This is a genomic window from Gynuella sp. (assembly GCF_050297175.1).
Taxonomy (GTDB): Bacteria; Pseudomonadota; Gammaproteobacteria; order Pseudomonadales; family Natronospirillaceae; genus Gynuella.
Window position 1 is genome coordinate 165,972 of the sequence record NZ_JBNKSF010000035.1, and the last position, 16,829, is coordinate 182,800.

Consider the following 16,829-nt stretch of genomic DNA (forward strand, 5'->3'; position numbering starts at 1 on the left):
AGCCAAGGATAAAATCAATATGACGTATTCAGACGATCAGCAAGCAATAACGGCACATGACTCAGAAGAAGATATCCGTAACCGGGATATCAAAATATTCATCAACGGAGAGATTGTTCATCGTGACCAGGCCAAAATCTCTGTATATGACTCTGGCTTTTTACTGGGCGATGGAATGTGGGAGGGTATGCGCCTGTATAACGGCAAATGGGCTTTCTTCGAGGAACACATGGACCGGTTGTTCGACAGTTGCAAGGCCGTCTCCCTGGATATTGGCATGAGCCGCGCAGATGTACTGGATGCATTAACCAAAACCGCTGAAGCCAACCAAATGACCACCGATGTCCACTGTCGCCTGATGGTCACCCGTGGTACGAAAGTAAAACCATTTCAGCATCCCAGCCTGTCACGCACCGGCCCGACTGTGGTTATTATTCTGGAACATTCCAAACCCTCAACCAAACTATTGGACCGGGGTATCAAACTTGCCACGGTGCCGCAGGTAAGAGGACTCCCGATGTCGCAGGATGCCAAATACAATTCGCACTCAAAACTGAATTGTGTACTTGCCTGCCTGCAGGCGGAACAGGCCGGTGCAGATGAGGGACTGATGCTTGACCCTCATGGCTTTGTGAACACGACCAACTCCTGCAATTTTTTTATCGTTCGCAAAGGCGAGGTCTGGACATCCACCGGGGACTATTGCATGAACGGCGTCACTCGCGCCAAAGTCATTGATGTGTGCCAGAGTCATGGTATTTCAGTCTATCAAAGAAATTTTTCACTGTTCGAAACCTATGGCGCAGACGAAGCATTCTTGACCGGCACCTTTGGAGCGCAAACCCCAGTTTCCCTCATCGATGGCAAACAGATTGGTAACGGTCAGGCTGGACCAATGACCCGTAAAATCCGCGAGCTTTATCAAGGGCTTATTGAACAGGAGTGTCAATCGTGAGAATCGCCATGTGGTCGGGCCCACGCAACCTCTCAACGGCCATGATGTATTCATTTGCTGCACGGGCAGACTGTGCCGTCTGGGATGAACCATTTTATGCCCCGTTTTTAAAACAAAGCGGACGCCAGGATCCGATGCTGGCAGAAATCTTTGCCCAGGAGGAAACCAACCCGGATATCGTCGCTGCTCGTTGTCTGGGGGAGATTCCGCAAGGTAAAACCGTGTTTTATCAAAAACACATGCCCCACCACATGATCGCAACCATGCCCAGAGCCTGGATCACCGACGTGGTCAACGTATTCCTGATTCGCCACCCAGCACGGGTCATTGCCAGCTATGCTAAAAAACGTGAAAACCCGACCCTCGAAGACATTGGTATTGAAATGCAGGCCAGTCTGTTTGAAGAAATCAGCACTCTCCAGGGTCACTCCCCTGTCGTCATTGACTCCAGCGATATTCGTCGTGATCCAGCCGGCATGCTTAAGAAACTCTGCCGTGCAATCAATCTACCGTATGATCCAGCCATGCTAACTTGGCCTGCTGGTGGACATGCCAGTGATGGGGCCTGGGCACCTCACTGGTATCCGGAAGTATGGAAAAGCACAGGCTTTGCGCCACCGGAAGAGGAGCTGCCAATACTGCCCGCCAACCTGCAGCCAATCCTCCAACCAGCCCTGCCCTACTATGAACACCTGGCGGCTCATGCCCTGAAATAGCATATCGTTGCCAGAGCCTTGAATGGTCTGGCAACAGGTCAATTTTGTTCAAAACACCTGCATATTGCCATGCTATGATTCAGTGCAAGTGACAATGGGTGTTTATATGCAAGAAGCGGAAGTAGCCAGCTATCAGGTCGCCACAGATCTTCACAATACCGAAATACTGACCGCCCGGTTCCATCGGCAGCGCTTTAATCGCCATGTCCATGAAGGTTATTGCATCGGCGTAATTGAACAGGGAGCACAGCGATTCTGGCGCTCTGGCAGCAACCATATTGCCGCCAGGAACAGTATTATTCTGGTGAATGCTGATCAGGTACATGACGGCCACCGGGCATCCGAAAATGGTTGGGCATATCAGGCCTGTTATCCGACAGTTGATGTGTTTTCCGCTCTTAGTCAGGAGTTCGCCGGCCCGGAAAACGCACCATGGTTTGAACATGCCGTTGAGCACGATAACCACATGGCTGAACTGCTCAGAAAGATGTTTAATACGCTTCGGGAATCCACTAACACGCTACAGCGGGAAACAGCGTTTTACATCACCATGACCCAGCTGCTGCGAAACTTCGGCAAACGTCGCCCTGAGCTTACCCATTTACAACACCAGCCGGTGGCCGTGCGTTTTGTCGCCGATTATCTGCAACAACACTTTGCCGACAATATTTCACTAGAGCATCTGGCGGCCCTGGTACATCTGAATCCGTTCTATCTGGTCCGGTTGTTTACCCGCACCACGGGACTGCCCCCACACCGATATCAGATTCAGGTTCGCATTCAGCGCGCCAAAGCCATGTTAAGACAGAAAAAGCCGCTCAAAACCATCGCACTTGATTGTGGCTTCAGCGATCAGAGCCATCTTAATCGCCATTTTAAATTTGTAACCGGTATTACGCCGGGTCAATATCAACACAGCATTACCTTATGAACCATAAAGTCCGTTTATCTCTTGCTCTGTCCGGAGCCAGAGACACTATTCCGTTAGTCATCGCCGCCATGCCTTTCGGCCTGGTATTTGGTGCACTGGCCATTAGTTCAGGCTTTTCTGCCACCTTTACTATGGCCATGTCAATATTTGTATTCGCCGGTGCATCACAGTTTATCGCCATATCCCTGCTCGCTTCTGCAGCAGCATTTCCTATCGTGCTAATTACCGTGTTCATCGTTAATTTACGACACCTGCTGTATTCGGCGTCACTGATGAACGATATGCACACACTGGCTGGATGGGCAAAACCGATACTATCATTCTGGATGACGGACGAAACCTTTGCCGTGGTTACCAATCGTCGACTAAAGTACCCCAAATCTCCGGGCTTATTCTGGTACTACCTTGGATCCGCCCTCTTTATGTATCTCAACTGGCAACTCTTTACCTGGGTGGGCATTCATGCCGGAGAACGGATTCCGGATATAAATAAATGGGGGCTGGATGTCGCCATGGTCGTGGCATTTATAGGCATTGTCACGCCGTTACTGAAAACCAAAAGCCACTGGGCCTGTGCACTGACTGCTGCCGTCAGTGCTGGACTAACCATTCACTGGCCATATCAACTAGGATTTTTATTCAGCTGCGCATTGGCAATTATCGTAGGTGTCACAATCAACTCGAAAACTCGAACGGAAGTGCAACATGTATGAGGTATTATTGATCGCCGGCATGATGGCACTGACCTTCGGTCCGCGCTACCTGCCTTTCGCTCTCGCCGGCCGGATTCAGTTGCCGCCGCTGGTCACACAAGCACTGGAATTCGTACCAGTGGCCGTACTCACCGCCATCATCATACAGGCAACCCTTTATCGGGATGGGATACTTGCCATCAACCTGGAAAACCACTACCTGGTTGCCGCCCTGTGTGCTTTCGCAACATCACTGCTGACCAAACATATGTTTCTGACCATTCTGGTTGGGCTGGTAACTTATGGAATCAGTCTTTGGCTGGGATAATATTCTGAGAAATTCTTGCAGATTACGTGGATGTCTCATTGAACTTACATCGACACCCACCTAAACAATGTGGATGCCTTACTCTGAAAGAATAAGGACATCCACACATTCCAAGGGACAGTGTTTTGGTTTAACGCAGATCGAAACGATCCAGCTCCATCACTTTGGTCCAGGCCGCTACAAAATCGTTCACAAATTTCTCCTGTGCGTCAGCAGTCGCATACACTTCTGCGAGAGCCCGCAACTGGGAATTTGAGCCGAATAGCAGATCAACACGTGTAGCAGTCCACTGCATCACACCCGTCTTGCGGTCGGTGCCTTCAAATACATCCTCTTCTTTGGATATCGGTTTCCAGGTCGTATTCATATCCAACAGATTAACAAAGAAGTCATTACTTAATACTCCGGGACGATCTGTGAAAACGCCATGCACACTCTGCCCGACATTAGTGTTCAACGCCCGAAGACCACCAACCAACACCGTCATTTCAGGTGCTGTCAGAGTTAACAGCTGGGCACGATCCACCAGCAACTCCTCAGCCGATACGGTAAACCGGGCTTTCTGATAGTTCCGAAAACCATCGGCAACGGGCTCAAGGTGGGCAAAAGACTCTACATCTGTCTGCTCAGCCGAGGCATCCATACGACCCGCCCTAAACGGAACGGTAACGTTCTGACCAACAGCTTTGGCAGCCTGTTCAACCGCAGCACCTCCGGCAAGCACGATCAAATCCGCCAGGGAGATTTTTTTACCACCGGTCTGGGCATCGTTAAACTCACTCTGTATGCCTTCCAGCACACTCAATACCCTGGCCAATTGATCAGGTTGATTGGCCTCCCAGTCTTTCTGCGGAGCCAGGCGTATACGGGCACCATTCGCCCCTCCACGCATATCAGATCCACGGAATGTGGATGCCGAAGCCCAGGCAGTAGAGACCAGTTCTGAAACGGATAATCCTGATGCCAGTACTTTGGCTTTCAATGCCGCAACATCGCTATCGTTTACCAGTTCATGGTCAACCGCTGGAATTGGATCCTGCCAAATCAACTCTTCTGCTGGGACTTCTTCACCCAGGTAACGAGCACGCGGTCCCATATCACGGTGAGTCAGCTTGAACCATGCCCGGGCAAAAGCATCAGCAAACTGTTCCGGGTTTTCATAAAAACGCCGAGAGATCTTTTCGTAAGCAGGATCGAAACGCAAAGAAAGATCCGTCGTCAGCATGGTAGGCCGGTGATTTTTTGAACGGTCATGAGCATCCGGAACTGTTTTATCACTATCTTTCGCCACCCATTGATGTGCGCCAGCCGGACTCTTGGTCAATTCCCATTCATAGCCAAACAGGTTTTCGAAGAAGTTATTACTCCATTGTGTCGGTGTGGTGGTCCAGGTCACTTCCAGGCCACTGGTGATGGTGTCACCGCCCTTACCACTACCATAGCTGCTCTTCCAGCCCAAACCCTGCTCTTCAATACTGGCGGCTTCAGGATCAGCCCCCACCAGCGCCGCATCGCCGGCACCATGGGTTTTACCGAAGGTATGTCCACCCGCAATCAGAGCGACAGTTTCTTCATCATTCATCGCCATGCGGGCAAAGGTTTCACGGATATCGTGGGCAGCCGCCAGAGGATCAGGGTTACCATTCGGGCCTTCCGGATTCACGTAGATAAGCCCCATCTGCACCGCGGCCAAAGGATCTTCCAGGTCCCGGTCACCGGAATAACGCTTGTCATCCAACCAGGATTTTTCGTTACCCCAGTAAATATCTTCTTCAGGTTCCCAGATATCCACACGACCACCAGCAAACCCAAACGTTTTAAAGCCCATGGACTCCAATGCCACGTTACCGGTCAAAATCATCAGATCTGCCCAGGAAATTTTGTCGCCATACTTTTGTTTGACGGGCCACAACAAGCGACGGGCTTTATCGAGGTTAACGTTATCCGGCCAACTGTTCAGGGGCGCGAAGCGCTGCGAGCCGGTACCACCACCACCGCGACCATCACTGGTACGATAAGTACCGGCACTGTGCCAGGCCATGCGGATAAACAGCGGGCCATAATGACCAAAATCAGCTGGCCACCAATCCTGAGAGTCCGTCATCAAAACTTCAAGATCTCTCTTAACTGCAGCCAGATCAAGCTTGGCAAACTCTTCAGCATAATTAAAACCATCACCCATCGGATTAGATTTAGTCGTGTGCTGATGGAGAATGGATAAGCGTAATTGATTAGGCCACCAGTCGCGGTTTGAGGTGCCGCCGCCAGCTGAATGATTAAATGGACATTTGCTCGTATCTGTCATAAGGACTCTCCGGTTATATTTTTCGATTTTTCTGCTTTGTGGTTATATTTATAGTCGTTATGCTGGTCTGTGACTAACCCAAATAATCGTAGATAACGATAGATTTTATTGACGATAGGAAATGGAAAAGATTGGGCAAAGGGATAGGAATATTTTCACTCGCACAAAAGGCATGCCATATTCCCCAGTGAAAATAGAAAAGAAAGCGTCTTCAAGTACTGACAATCACACCAAAATGTCATTACAACTCACTACCCACGACATATTCATTCATGCAAGTGATCTGTTGAAGGCCAGCCTTTTCATGTGGCTTCAACTGGATACTCAGGAATAAGCCAAACCAGTTGAAAATACTACGACCTATATGCGTTTAGATAGCCAGGCACGAATCAATCCAGCTTGAAAAAACTGAACCGGAGACTCAAATCCACCTGATTTGATGATCTGCTCTACTTTCTGTGCTGCCAGGACGGCCACATCGTTAGCATAGGCATGACGTACTCGCTCCAGATTTTCAGAGGTTATATCGACGGAAGATATCATATCCATCCAGAATGGCAGCAAAGTCGCATACTCAGACGACTCAATATCGGAAGACAGATCCGAACTCGCAAGCAGCGCTCCGGGTTTCAGTCGGTCCGCGATCTCTTGAAAAAAAGCTGATCTTGCCGTCGGTTCGAGAATAAACTGAGAGACCAGAAAACACGTCGCCGCATCATGAGAGTTCGATACCGAAAGCGATTCCAGAAATCCTTCATGAAAATGGCAACGATCCCGAAAACCTTTTTTCTCTACCCGTTCACGACAAACATCCAGCATCGCACTGGAAGGTTCGACCAGGGTAAACTGCCATTGGGGATGCTGTTCCGCGAGCCCCATCAGCTCTACACCGGTACCCACGCCAACACACAGAACCCGAGCATCAACAGGTAGTCCGGCAAACATCGATTGCAACAATAAATGCAAACAATTCTGAATCGGCGATGTTTTCGCCCATTGAGTATCATAACCTTTAGCCTGCTGATCAAACAGTTCTTTGATTTCATCTTGATTCATAATAACTCCTAAATCACCTTAAGCCTGAACCACACGATATCGGACAAAAATACCACCTTTTGTTCTGTTGGCAGATTATCTTATCCGTTACTGTATAAAAACACTCAGGGGCCTCTAAAAAACAGTAATAATCTGATGCAGGACACATCGAGGTGTCGAACCACACGATTGCCACAGCCAATGCGAGTCCTGGGTAATCCGGATGTTCCATGCGATATCATCAGATATCTCTGGACAACAATTAAAAAGATCATAACGATCTATCTGATGACCGGATCAATAGAAAGTACTGCTGGCAAAACCGTCGTTTACCAGGGCCTGTCTCCATTAGTTTCATCGGCCTCCTGAGAGCCAGTTTCACTCAAATCCAGGCGCGAGGAGTGATATTGTAAAGCTCATCCATGAGCTTTATCCCTTCGGGGTTACACGCTAAAACGCTCCTGACGTTTTAGTAGCAGGCCTAAATGAGTGACGAGCAACGTCGAGTTGAGTGACACTGGCCTCAGCCCGAAGGGTTATGGCTAAAAAGGACGCACTTTGCGTTGATCAACGTTCGCTTAGAATGACTAGGCTTCACGTTAATCGTCGGAATGCCGCATCACTTAATTGCAGTCTTTTTAGCCAATAACAGGTTCGACGAAATGAGTGTAGACAGGCCCTAGCGTGAATGAGGATTAAAGAGGACGGAGTTGACAATGTCCTGCACTAAAACAGGCCACTTTTCAGAGATTCTTTAGAGAAAACCACCAGCCTCAACAAGGGCATGGAAAACCCGGGAGCCATTGCCAATAAAATAACTGACTACTGAAACAGTATACGGAGCACCAGTGGCTATGCTTATATATTGAGATAACTATATACGGATGCGTAGACTGTAGAAAACAGGAAGGCGGTATTGACCGGAGTAGATTATTCCAGGCACAAAAAAGGCAAGCCGTGATGGCTTGCCTTCGTCAGAAATAGGTAGAGCTATTAAATAGCTACAATATTCTCTGCTTGAGGACCTTTAGGGCCTTGAGTCACTGTGAACTGAACCGCTTGCCCTTCAGCAAGGGTTTTGAAACCAGAACTTACGATTGCGCTAAAGTGTGCAAAAACGTCTGGTCCGGATTTTTGTTCAATAAAACCAAAACCCTTAGACTCGTTGAACCATTTTACGGTACCAGTAGTTGAATTAGACATAATGATTATCCTGTATATAGATATATGGTAGCCCTTTAAGAGGCTGGTGTAGCGGGAAAAACAGACAAAAATTTAAAACTACAGGACGAAGATTTATGACAATGCAACGAAATGGAGAATATAAAAATGAGGCTTACTTTCTTGCTGGGGACAATCTATGCCCTATCCAGAGCAAAGTCAACCGAATTTTTTAATGGATCACTAAGGGTTTTCAGAACAGCAACGCTCGACAATATATTGCACTATATACAAACTGCACAACCGCACTGAGCACCAGGAATTTCTGAACACGTACTGGCGTCGCAAACATATGAGTGACACATCTATTCCAACTGGTCGCACCAACCGCCCTTACCCATATCCTTAATGATGCATAGGCGTGTAGCTCTCCATTTTTCCGGACATCAAACAGACAATTGCGGCTTTAGCCTGTCGAAGAGAGTTAAGATATACATTTCTGTCTATTGGCTTTCCCGCTGTTACTGAAATATCACCTAAAGTAAGCATGTCTAGGGGCCTCTGAAAAATAGGCCATTTTTCAGATGGTTCCCTAGGTCTAGATATTCGTCCATTTATAATTTATCCAACGGACATTCATTAAAGGGTTTTATATCCCATTAATGATGTCTAAAAAGACCATCGTCATAATGTAAGTTGTACTCAGGCCTGATGGGTCCAACTGATTCCAATCGTTCAGATCACCGGTCCCCAAAAAAGCTGCGACAAATTATGCATCTGCCACAGCTATAGGACCGTTGGTATGACAGATATTTATAAGACTATCACCCCAACCTCAGCACTGGCCTTTAGCTCAGTTATTAATCAATACATCTCCTACAATTCCCCATTGACGGCTGAAGGAACTGTTCCAGGAAGAACTGGAAGTTTTGACGTACCAGGTGCCATCACTTGGGCGCCACACCGCCATATCTGCCTTGTTATCTCCATCAAAGTCAGTGTTTGCCAGAGGCACATCATTGACCAGTCCCCATTGTCGGCTGAAGCTGTCTTTCCAGCCAGAGGATGAGGTTTTTACATACCAGGTACCATTGGATGGACGCCAGACGGCCATATCATCAATTCCGTCGCCATCAAAATCAGTGTTAACGATCGGTGTGTCACCATATAAGCCCCATTGAACACTGAAACTGCTATTCCAGTCGGAGGTGGAGGTTCTGACATACCAGGTTCCGTTACTCGGACGCCATACCGCAATGTCGGCTTTTCCATCACCATCAAAGTCACTGTCCATCAATGGAGTATCCCCTATCAGCCCCCACTGGCGAGTGAAACCGGATCCCCAGCCGGAAGATGACGTCCGAACCAACCAGTTACCGTCACTAGGGCGCCAAACAGCCATATCATCAATGCCATCACCATCAAAATCAGTTTGTATAATCGGAATGTCACCTGCTGTCCCGTGTGCTACAGCCGTATTGGCACTCCAGTTTGACGAAGAGGTTTTGATGTACCAGGTGCCATTCGTAGGCCGCCAAACGCCCATATCACTGCGACCATCGCCATCGAAGTCGGAATTCCCCAAAGTAATATCTCCAACCTGTCCCCACTGCACGGAAAAAGAGTCATTCCAGTTCGAAGCAGAGGTTCGGGTATACCAGGTACCGTTGGAGGGGCGCCATACCGTCATATCACTAGCACCATCACCATCAAAATCAGCATTCATAATGGGAACATCGTTGATGAGTCCCCATTGACGACTGAACGAGTTGGTCCAGACAGAAGAAGATGTCTGTACATACCAGGTACCATCGCTGGGCCGCCAAACAACCATATCTGTCTTGGCATCGTGATCAAAATCATTTTCAGCCATCGTATTTACGGCCAACAACGATACAGCTGCGACACCCGTTGTGAGCAGAAGCTGGTGGAAAAAGGAACGTGAAAACGACGGTGCGAGTAGATCTGAGGGCATAGACTTCTCCTTTGAGCGCTCATTGGTTTTGAATATTATTCTGACATATCGAGAAACGATATGAGTGGCCGACTACTTTACTACATGAGGAGACAGGCTGAATTTCAGTCATTAGTCGGAAAACCGCACAATTCTGGAACACTCATTCAATCCAATGTTCCAACCGTCGGTTCAAAAAAACATCAAGGAGACTATCGGGCCATTTTTGATACCTAGAATACCTCTCTAAAAGAACACACTTACCTCACCATTAATACAAACAACAAGTGTTTTTTAGGCTCAAAAAAAACAAGGTACGGAATCTCGAGTTTTTTAATCAGAAAAAACAAAAAACATCATCATAAAATCATAAATCAGCATTTTCGATTCCACATAGAAACTTAGACTCACTCAATTTATGTCTAACAATACGATTCAGATCAATCATTCATAAAAAACACCAGCCTCTACTGAATGATTCTGATTATCATGTTTTTTTCAAACCTGGCTTGTAATTTTTATAAATCAGTCATTTTTTATTGCTCCACAGCAGTGCAGATTTTTTTCCATTGAAAAAGCAATGCCCCTATCCAGATCAAGTTTTGAACACATAGATGATTAGTTACGCAACAGTTTAGGGCACCCTAAAAATTCATACTAAAGGGGGAGTTCTTTTCGCCGAATTTTTGACACATAGTGGAGATATGGTTTAGCTCACTTTGTCGTTATACAAATTTATGTGAGGGCACGATGAAAAAAGATATTGCGGTCATTGGCATTGGTTCCTTTTTTCCGGACGCGCCCGATACCCGACATTTCTGGTCAAACATCCTAAACAAAAAAGACAGCATCATAGACATCCCCGAGCTCTACTGGGAGCTGGAGGATTTTTACGACCCTGATCCCTCTGCGCGCGATAAAACCTACGGCAAAAAAGCAGGCGTTGTTGACGCTGTTGAATTCGACTCACTGGAATTTGGCATTCCACCAAAACTCATGGAGTCCATTTCCGTCGATCAGCTGTTTGCACTTCTGGTCGCCAGACAGGCATTGATGGATGCTAATCTGTTAGGTAGCCAAGCAAAACCCTTCAACCGGGATAAAGCAGGTGTCATTCTGGGCGCTGCAATTGGTAAAACTGCTTTTAGTTTAAGTCATCGCCTGCAAACCCCGAGACTAAGGAAAATCATCCTCAACAGTGGCGTTCCGGAAGCCGTTGCCAACCACATCGTAGAACGCATTCAAGACTCTGAACTTGATTGGAGCGAAGCCTCGAACCCTGGTTATCTTGCCAACATTGTCGCAGGCAGAATCGCCAACCGGTTTGATTTTGGTGGTACCAACTCAACCGTGGATGCCGCCTGTGCCAGCAGTCTCTCAGCGATCAAATACGCGGCCCAGGAACTCATTACCGGTGAGTGCGATATTGTATTGACGGGTGGTGTAAACCTGGACTGTTCCGATTTCTCTTTTGTGTCTTTCAGCAAAACACCAGCCATTTCCAAATCCAACCATTGTCGCCCGTTTGACGCCAATTCCGATGGCATGCTACTGGGGGATGGTATCGGCATGATGGTGTTAAAACGTCTTGATGATGCTGAACACGACAATGACCGGATCTATGCCGTGATTAAAGGTATCGGGTCATCCAGTGACGGCAAAGTCATGAGCATTTACGCCCCCAACACCCAAGGTCAGTTGAAGGCACTGAATCGGGCTTATGAAAACGCGCAGGTTGAACCTTGTTCCATCGGGTTGATCGAAGCACACGGTACCGGAACACCCGCGGGCGACAAATGTGAAGTTGAAACGTTGACTCGTTTTTTCTCCACCCATGATACGCCGGCCAAACAGATTGCTCTGGGCAGTGTGAAAAGTCAGATCGGCCATGCCCGTCTGGCTGCAGGTGCCGCAGGAATGATCAAAACCATCCTGGCATTGCATCATAAAATTCTGCCACCGATGATTAACGTGACACAACCGGGAGAAAAACTGGCGCAGGATAATTCACCTCTTTACGTGATCTCCGAAAGCCGCCCATGGATCATTAATCAGCGTACTCCTGCACGCCGGGCTGGAGTCAGCGCATTTGGTTTTGGTGGTACCAATTTTCATATCGTGTTAGAGGAATATCAAAAGGACCATAAAGCTGCATACCGGTTGTCCGAACTTCCCAGGGAAGTCCTGTTATCCGCCGAGACCAAAACAGACCTAATGGCGCTGATCGGAACCGGATTGAAAGCTGACACAGATGACACTTCCTTCGCACGATGGCTCGATGATTTATCCTCTACCGCACCGACCAATCACGATTCACCCCGTTTGGGATTTGTGGCAGAACACCTTCAACAGGCAAAAGATCTGTTGGCCCAAGCACTCAGACAACTGGAACAACGTACCACCAACGAGTGGGAAACACCGGACGGTATTTATTTCCGCGCAGCATCATATTTGCATCGAGACAAGGTTGTAGCACTGTTTCCGGGTCAAGGCTCGCAGTATCCACACATGCTAAAATCCGTTGTAGAAAACTACCCGGAACTACGATCCTTTTTGGAACTGGCAGACAATCTTAACCTGAGCCAACAACGGCCGGCACTGTCCGACATTTTATATCCCATATCACTGTATGATCCATCCAGAGAACAGGCATGGTCGTCCTCCATTCACCAAACCGAAAACACCCAACCGGCCTTGGGAGCACTTTCGGCCGGCCTGTTTTCCATATGCCGGAAACGCGGCCTGAATCCAACCTTTTTTATTGGCCATAGCTTTGGGGAACTGACAGCGCTTTGGGCTGCAGGTGCGCTTACAGATCGCGACTTCCTGGAAATTGCCGGTAAACGCGGAGAACTCATGCAGCAGGCAGGTGGGACCCCCGGAGCCATGTTGGCAGTGATCGCGGATAAAAGCAGCATCGAAGATATCGTGGCAACCATCCCGGATCTTCATATCGCTAATATAAACTCACCCCAACAGACAGTGTTGTCCGGCTCGATAGCCGCCATTGAGCAAGCCGAACAGCAATTAAAGGCATTTGCGACCAGTCGGTTGCCGGTATCTGCAGCTTTCCATTCACCGGCAATGAAACCGGCGCAAACAGCAATGGAACATTTTCTGGCGGACAGGAAATTTCATCCATTAACCGCTCAAGTATTTGCCAACGCCAATGCTCAGCCCTACCCAAAACACATACAGGAAGCCAAAGCTCGTTTCGCGTCCCAGATAACATCACCGGTCGAATTTATCAGCACCATCGAAAACGTCTATCAAGCCGGCGGCCGGCTGTTTGTGGAGATCGGCCCAAAACGAGTACTCGCCACACTGGTGGAAAAAATACTGGGCGACCGAGAGTTTGAAACGGTCAGTCTGAATCCCTCTCCCAAAATTTCCGCAGAACTTCAACTACGACAGGCGTTAGTGAAATTAAAAGTACTGGGCGTGGTTCTATCAGATGATCCATATACTCTTAAAACAACAACCGCACCCGCAAAAAAACAGAGCCCGGCCGTTTTTACGGTTGATCCCACAGTCTTTTTTACCAAAGAGACCCGTGCAAGGATCACCGAAGCCGTCGAGAAAAAAGATGACCTTGTGTTAATGACTGCGGCAGACATCCCGCCGAAAGAAAACCGGGAGCATCGGCATCTTCACCCGGAACCCAACCATGTGGCCAACATCAAGGAGTTTTCTGTGGATAAACCACACACATCATCCGATTTAGCCGTCATTGACAGTATCCAGCAGCTCAACGGCAAAGTACTTCAGCAATTTCTGAAAAATCAGGGCGAACAGATTGATATATTGAAAATTCTGGCCAACAAAGCCACTGATCCGATACTTGAAAAACAACTGGGTCTGATGGAAAGTTTCCAGCAAAACAGTTTTCAGGCTTACAGTGCATTCTTCAATGAACAAAGCAGACTGATAAACTCACCAGACCGACATTCCTCATTACAAAACACCACCACGCTGCCATCAAACCTGCCTCATCATACCGCTGACAACAGCTACAAACCCGATACCCGTGTAGCGCCGATCAACCACCCGCCTACAGAAGAAAACGTGCCGCCATCGGTCACCAACGGCACAACAACCTCAACGTATCGAGCAGCTGAGCCGGCGGCCAGTACCATCCCCCCTGTACCTGTTAGCACTGCGCCATCAGCAGCTGACAACAGTGTCCTCAGCAAGTTGTTGTTTAGTATTATCAGCGATAAAACCGGATACCCGGAAGATATGCTCGAGGCAGATATGAATCTGGAATCGGACCTGGGCATTGATTCAATCAAGCGGGTGGAAATTTTTTCCGCTTTAAATGAAGCACTGGAAGGAGGCATTCATAAGGCAGATGTTGAGGCCCTGGCCAGTCTGAGCACCATTCTGGACATTACTGGTTATCTGACTAATCGAAATAATGCACACGCTATTGAGCACGCACCACCTGTGCCACAGACTACTGATGACTCAGTATCACCTCCTTCCAGCGGTCAGCTCAACTACCGGAAAATACTCTTTAACATTATTAGCGACAAAACCGGCTATCCAGAAGACATGCTTGAAACCGATATGAATCTGGAAGCGGATCTCGGCATCGATTCGATTAAACGGGTAGAAATATTTTCCGCCCTCAATGACGCCCTGGCCTCTGGTATCCATAAAGAAGACGTAGAAGCGTTGGCAAACTTAACGACAATTGAAGAGATTGTTGGGTATCTGGCTCAGTCTGGCGACATCCAATCTCCCACTGCTGTCTCTGCCAACTCAACAGCCACCTCAATACCCATCGCGCCTGTAGAATCGGCACAAGTGTCACCTGACACCAACCATCTGAAAACACTGTTTATGCAAATCATCAGTGACAAAACCGGTTATCCGGGTGACATGCTGAGTGTTGATATGGATCTTGAATCGGATCTGGGTATCGACTCCATCAAGCGAGTGGAAATTTTTTCCGCGCTCAACGAACAACTGCCTTCAGGGTTATCGCGTGAAGACGTGGAAGCACTGAGTGGTATTTCCGATATCAATGGCATTATCAGCTATCTAGCTCAGGGAACCTCGACTGACAGTCACCAACCGTTGCCACAGGAACGTTATATAAAACGCTACGAAGTGGTTCCAGCGGAGCTACCATTGACCGGCACCGCAATCTCGCGCATCAAACCAGAATCAACCATCATCCTGTTTTCTGAGGACTCAGAACTCACTGAAATACTTGCCAGAGAACTGCTGAAACTCGGCAGTAAACCCATCATCATCACCTGGAAAGAACAGACCTTTGACTTTCAAAACATTAATGAGTCCTGTGCAGTTATAGAGCTTGGCGGCAGCCACGAAACGCACTTTGAAGAGGTGTTCAAAATCGTCAGCGGACTGACCACCGAGATACATGGAATACTGTATCTGATGCCTGTTCACAATAAGGAAAATCACTGGGAATCAGCTTGGGATCACCAAATTACCGCGATGGTCCGAGGCGCGTTCTTTGCCGCTAAATATTTTTATCATACCGCGCTGTCAAACCTACCACCTGAACAGCATCACTCAAGATTCTTCATGGCATTGACGCGAATCGATGGAAAGCTTGGCACCGGTGACCAGTTCTGTGGACGCTTCACTCAAGGTGGTCTGTTCGGTCTGATGAAATCAATAAAACAAGAGTGGGATCAGGTCTTTTGCCATGCTGTCGATATTGATCCGGATTGTTCCGCAATTAATGCGGCAGATATTTTATTCAAAGAATTAGCCGCTCCAGATAGCGACACTCATGAAACCGGCTGGAAAAACGGACAACGAATTACCCTGACACTGAAGGAACACTATCGCCATCAACCCAGCACTCTGTCACCGACAGGAACAGACTTCTTTTTTGTGCCCGGTGGAGGCAGAGGTATTACCGCTGAATGCGTCAAAGAGATGGCCCGGACGTTCAAATGCCGCTTCCTGCTCATGGGCCGGACAAAGTTGAGCACAACGTTACCGGCATGGGCCCAGAACAGCAGTGACAAAACCGTGATGCGCCAGAAACTATTGACGGAATACAAGGAGCGCGGTGAGTCTGTTAAACCAGCCGAACTGGACATCATGATTACAGATGTTCTCAATCAGCAGGAAATTAAAAACACATTGCAGTTCATCAAACATATCGGCGGTGATGCCATGTACTTCAGTGGCGACATTACCGATGAAACTCAGGTCAAATCAATTCTCACCAAAGCTCAGACGAGCTGGGGTCCAGTTACCGGCTTTATCCATGGCGCTGGCGTACTGGCGGATAAAAAGATCCAACGTAAAACAGAATTGGATTACGAAGGTGTTTTCAATACCAAGGTCGTTGGTCTGAAAACAGTCCTGCAATCTCTTGACCCGGTAAAACTCCGGTTTTTAATGTTCTTCAGCTCTATCGCCGGCTTCTTTGGCAGCGGTGGACAATGCGACTACTCCATGGCCAACGAAGTGCTCAACAAATTCGCCTTCGCATTTCAACGACAATATCCGGACAGTGCCGTGTGCTCAATTAACTGGGGACCGTGGGCCGGTGGCATGGTCAGCGATACACTCAAACTGATTCTCGAAACCAGTGGCGTTCATATTTTACCAATCGATACCGGCGTGCAATATCTACTCGACGAACTGACCATGAATGGCGGTACCCAGGTCAATGAAATCGTGATCAACGGAACCGACACCATGCGGCCGACGCAGGCAGAAGTCAAAACTCAGGCAAAAGCCGATATGGTTTAACGGCA

At 48.1% G+C, this 16,829-nt stretch carries 10 protein-coding genes; 6 read left to right on the forward strand and 4 right to left on the reverse strand.

Features of this window, described 5'->3' with window-relative positions:
• Positions 1–19 precede the first annotated feature (19 nt).
• The 5 genes from ACQY6I_RS13875 (at position 20) to ACQY6I_RS13895 (ending at position 3,622) form a co-directional block, all read left to right on the forward strand.
• Positions 20–955 (forward strand): aminotransferase class IV, encoded by a 936-nt coding sequence (locus ACQY6I_RS13875; RefSeq protein ID WP_428242089.1) that lies wholly within the window; start codon positions 20–22, stop codon positions 953–955.
• Positions 952–1,671: a hypothetical protein gene (locus tag ACQY6I_RS13880; RefSeq protein ID WP_428242090.1), complete on the forward strand. Its 720-nt coding sequence runs from the start codon at positions 952–954 to the stop codon at positions 1,669–1,671. The genes ACQY6I_RS13875 and ACQY6I_RS13880 overlap by 4 nt, the downstream gene beginning before the upstream one ends.
• A 106-nt stretch (positions 1,672–1,777) precedes the next feature.
• Positions 1,778–2,602, forward strand: coding sequence for a helix-turn-helix domain-containing protein (locus ACQY6I_RS13885; protein ID WP_428242091.1), 825 nt, complete (start codon positions 1,778–1,780; stop codon positions 2,600–2,602).
• Entirely contained in the window at positions 2,599–3,315 is a 717-nt protein-coding gene (locus ACQY6I_RS13890; RefSeq protein ID WP_428242092.1) for an AzlC family ABC transporter permease, read from the forward strand. Before ACQY6I_RS13885 ends, ACQY6I_RS13890 begins: the two co-directional genes overlap by 4 nt.
• Positions 3,308–3,622, forward strand: coding sequence for an AzlD domain-containing protein (locus tag ACQY6I_RS13895; RefSeq protein ID WP_428242093.1), 315 nt, complete (start codon positions 3,308–3,310; stop codon positions 3,620–3,622). Before ACQY6I_RS13890 ends, ACQY6I_RS13895 begins: the two co-directional genes overlap by 8 nt.
• A gap of 130 nt (positions 3,623–3,752) precedes the next feature.
• On the opposite strand, the gene katG is transcribed toward ACQY6I_RS13895, so the two are convergent.
• The 4 genes from katG to ACQY6I_RS13915 form a co-directional block, all read right to left on the reverse strand.
• Positions 3,753–5,927, reverse strand: coding sequence for a catalase/peroxidase HPI (gene katG / locus ACQY6I_RS13900; protein ID WP_428242094.1), 2,175 nt, complete (start codon positions 5,925–5,927; stop codon positions 3,753–3,755).
• A 360-nt stretch (positions 5,928–6,287) separates the two neighbouring features.
• A complete protein-coding gene (locus ACQY6I_RS13905; protein WP_428242095.1) occupies positions 6,288–6,983 on the reverse strand; it encodes a class I SAM-dependent methyltransferase in 696 nt (231 codons plus the stop codon).
• A gap of 972 nt (positions 6,984–7,955) precedes the next feature.
• Complete coding sequence (locus tag ACQY6I_RS13910; RefSeq protein ID WP_044618614.1) at positions 7,956–8,165, reverse strand: cold-shock protein; 210 nt, start codon at positions 8,163–8,165, stop codon at positions 7,956–7,958.
• Positions 8,166–8,976: 811 nt separating this feature from the next.
• Positions 8,977–10,098, reverse strand: coding sequence for an FG-GAP repeat domain-containing protein (locus ACQY6I_RS13915; RefSeq protein ID WP_428242096.1), 1,122 nt, complete (start codon positions 10,096–10,098; stop codon positions 8,977–8,979).
• Positions 10,099–10,827: 729 nt separating this feature from the next.
• On the opposite strand from ACQY6I_RS13915, the gene ACQY6I_RS13920 reads away from it, so the two are divergent.
• Positions 10,828–16,824 carry an SDR family NAD(P)-dependent oxidoreductase gene (locus ACQY6I_RS13920; protein WP_428242097.1) on the forward strand — a complete coding sequence of 1,999 codons (5,997 nt, stop codon included), beginning with the start codon at positions 10,828–10,830 and terminating at the stop codon, positions 16,822–16,824.
• Positions 16,825–16,829 lie beyond the last annotated feature (5 nt).

Bases quoted from the DNA above. Each gene is read 5' to 3' on its own strand.
- ACQY6I_RS13875 (WP_428242089.1), top strand. From the start codon at position 20: ATGACGTATTCAGACGATCAGCAAGCAATAACGGCACATGACTCAGAA.
- ACQY6I_RS13895 (WP_428242093.1), top strand. From the start codon at position 3,308: ATGTATGAGGTATTATTGATCGCCGGCATGATGGCACTGACCTTCGGT.
- ACQY6I_RS13885 (WP_428242091.1), top strand. From the start codon at position 1,778: ATGCAAGAAGCGGAAGTAGCCAGCTATCAGGTCGCCACAGATCTTCAC.
- ACQY6I_RS13910 (WP_044618614.1), bottom strand. From the start codon at position 8,165: ATGTCTAATTCAACTACTGGTACCGTAAAATGGTTCAACGAGTCTAAG.
- ACQY6I_RS13905 (WP_428242095.1), bottom strand. From the start codon at position 6,983: ATGAATCAAGATGAAATCAAAGAACTGTTTGATCAGCAGGCTAAAGGT.
- ACQY6I_RS13915 (WP_428242096.1), bottom strand. From the start codon at position 10,098: ATGCCCTCAGATCTACTCGCACCGTCGTTTTCACGTTCCTTTTTCCAC.
- katG (WP_428242094.1), bottom strand. From the start codon at position 5,927: ATGACAGATACGAGCAAATGTCCATTTAATCATTCAGCTGGCGGCGGC.
- ACQY6I_RS13920 (WP_428242097.1), top strand. From the start codon at position 10,828: ATGAAAAAAGATATTGCGGTCATTGGCATTGGTTCCTTTTTTCCGGAC.
- ACQY6I_RS13890 (WP_428242092.1), top strand. From the start codon at position 2,599: ATGAACCATAAAGTCCGTTTATCTCTTGCTCTGTCCGGAGCCAGAGAC.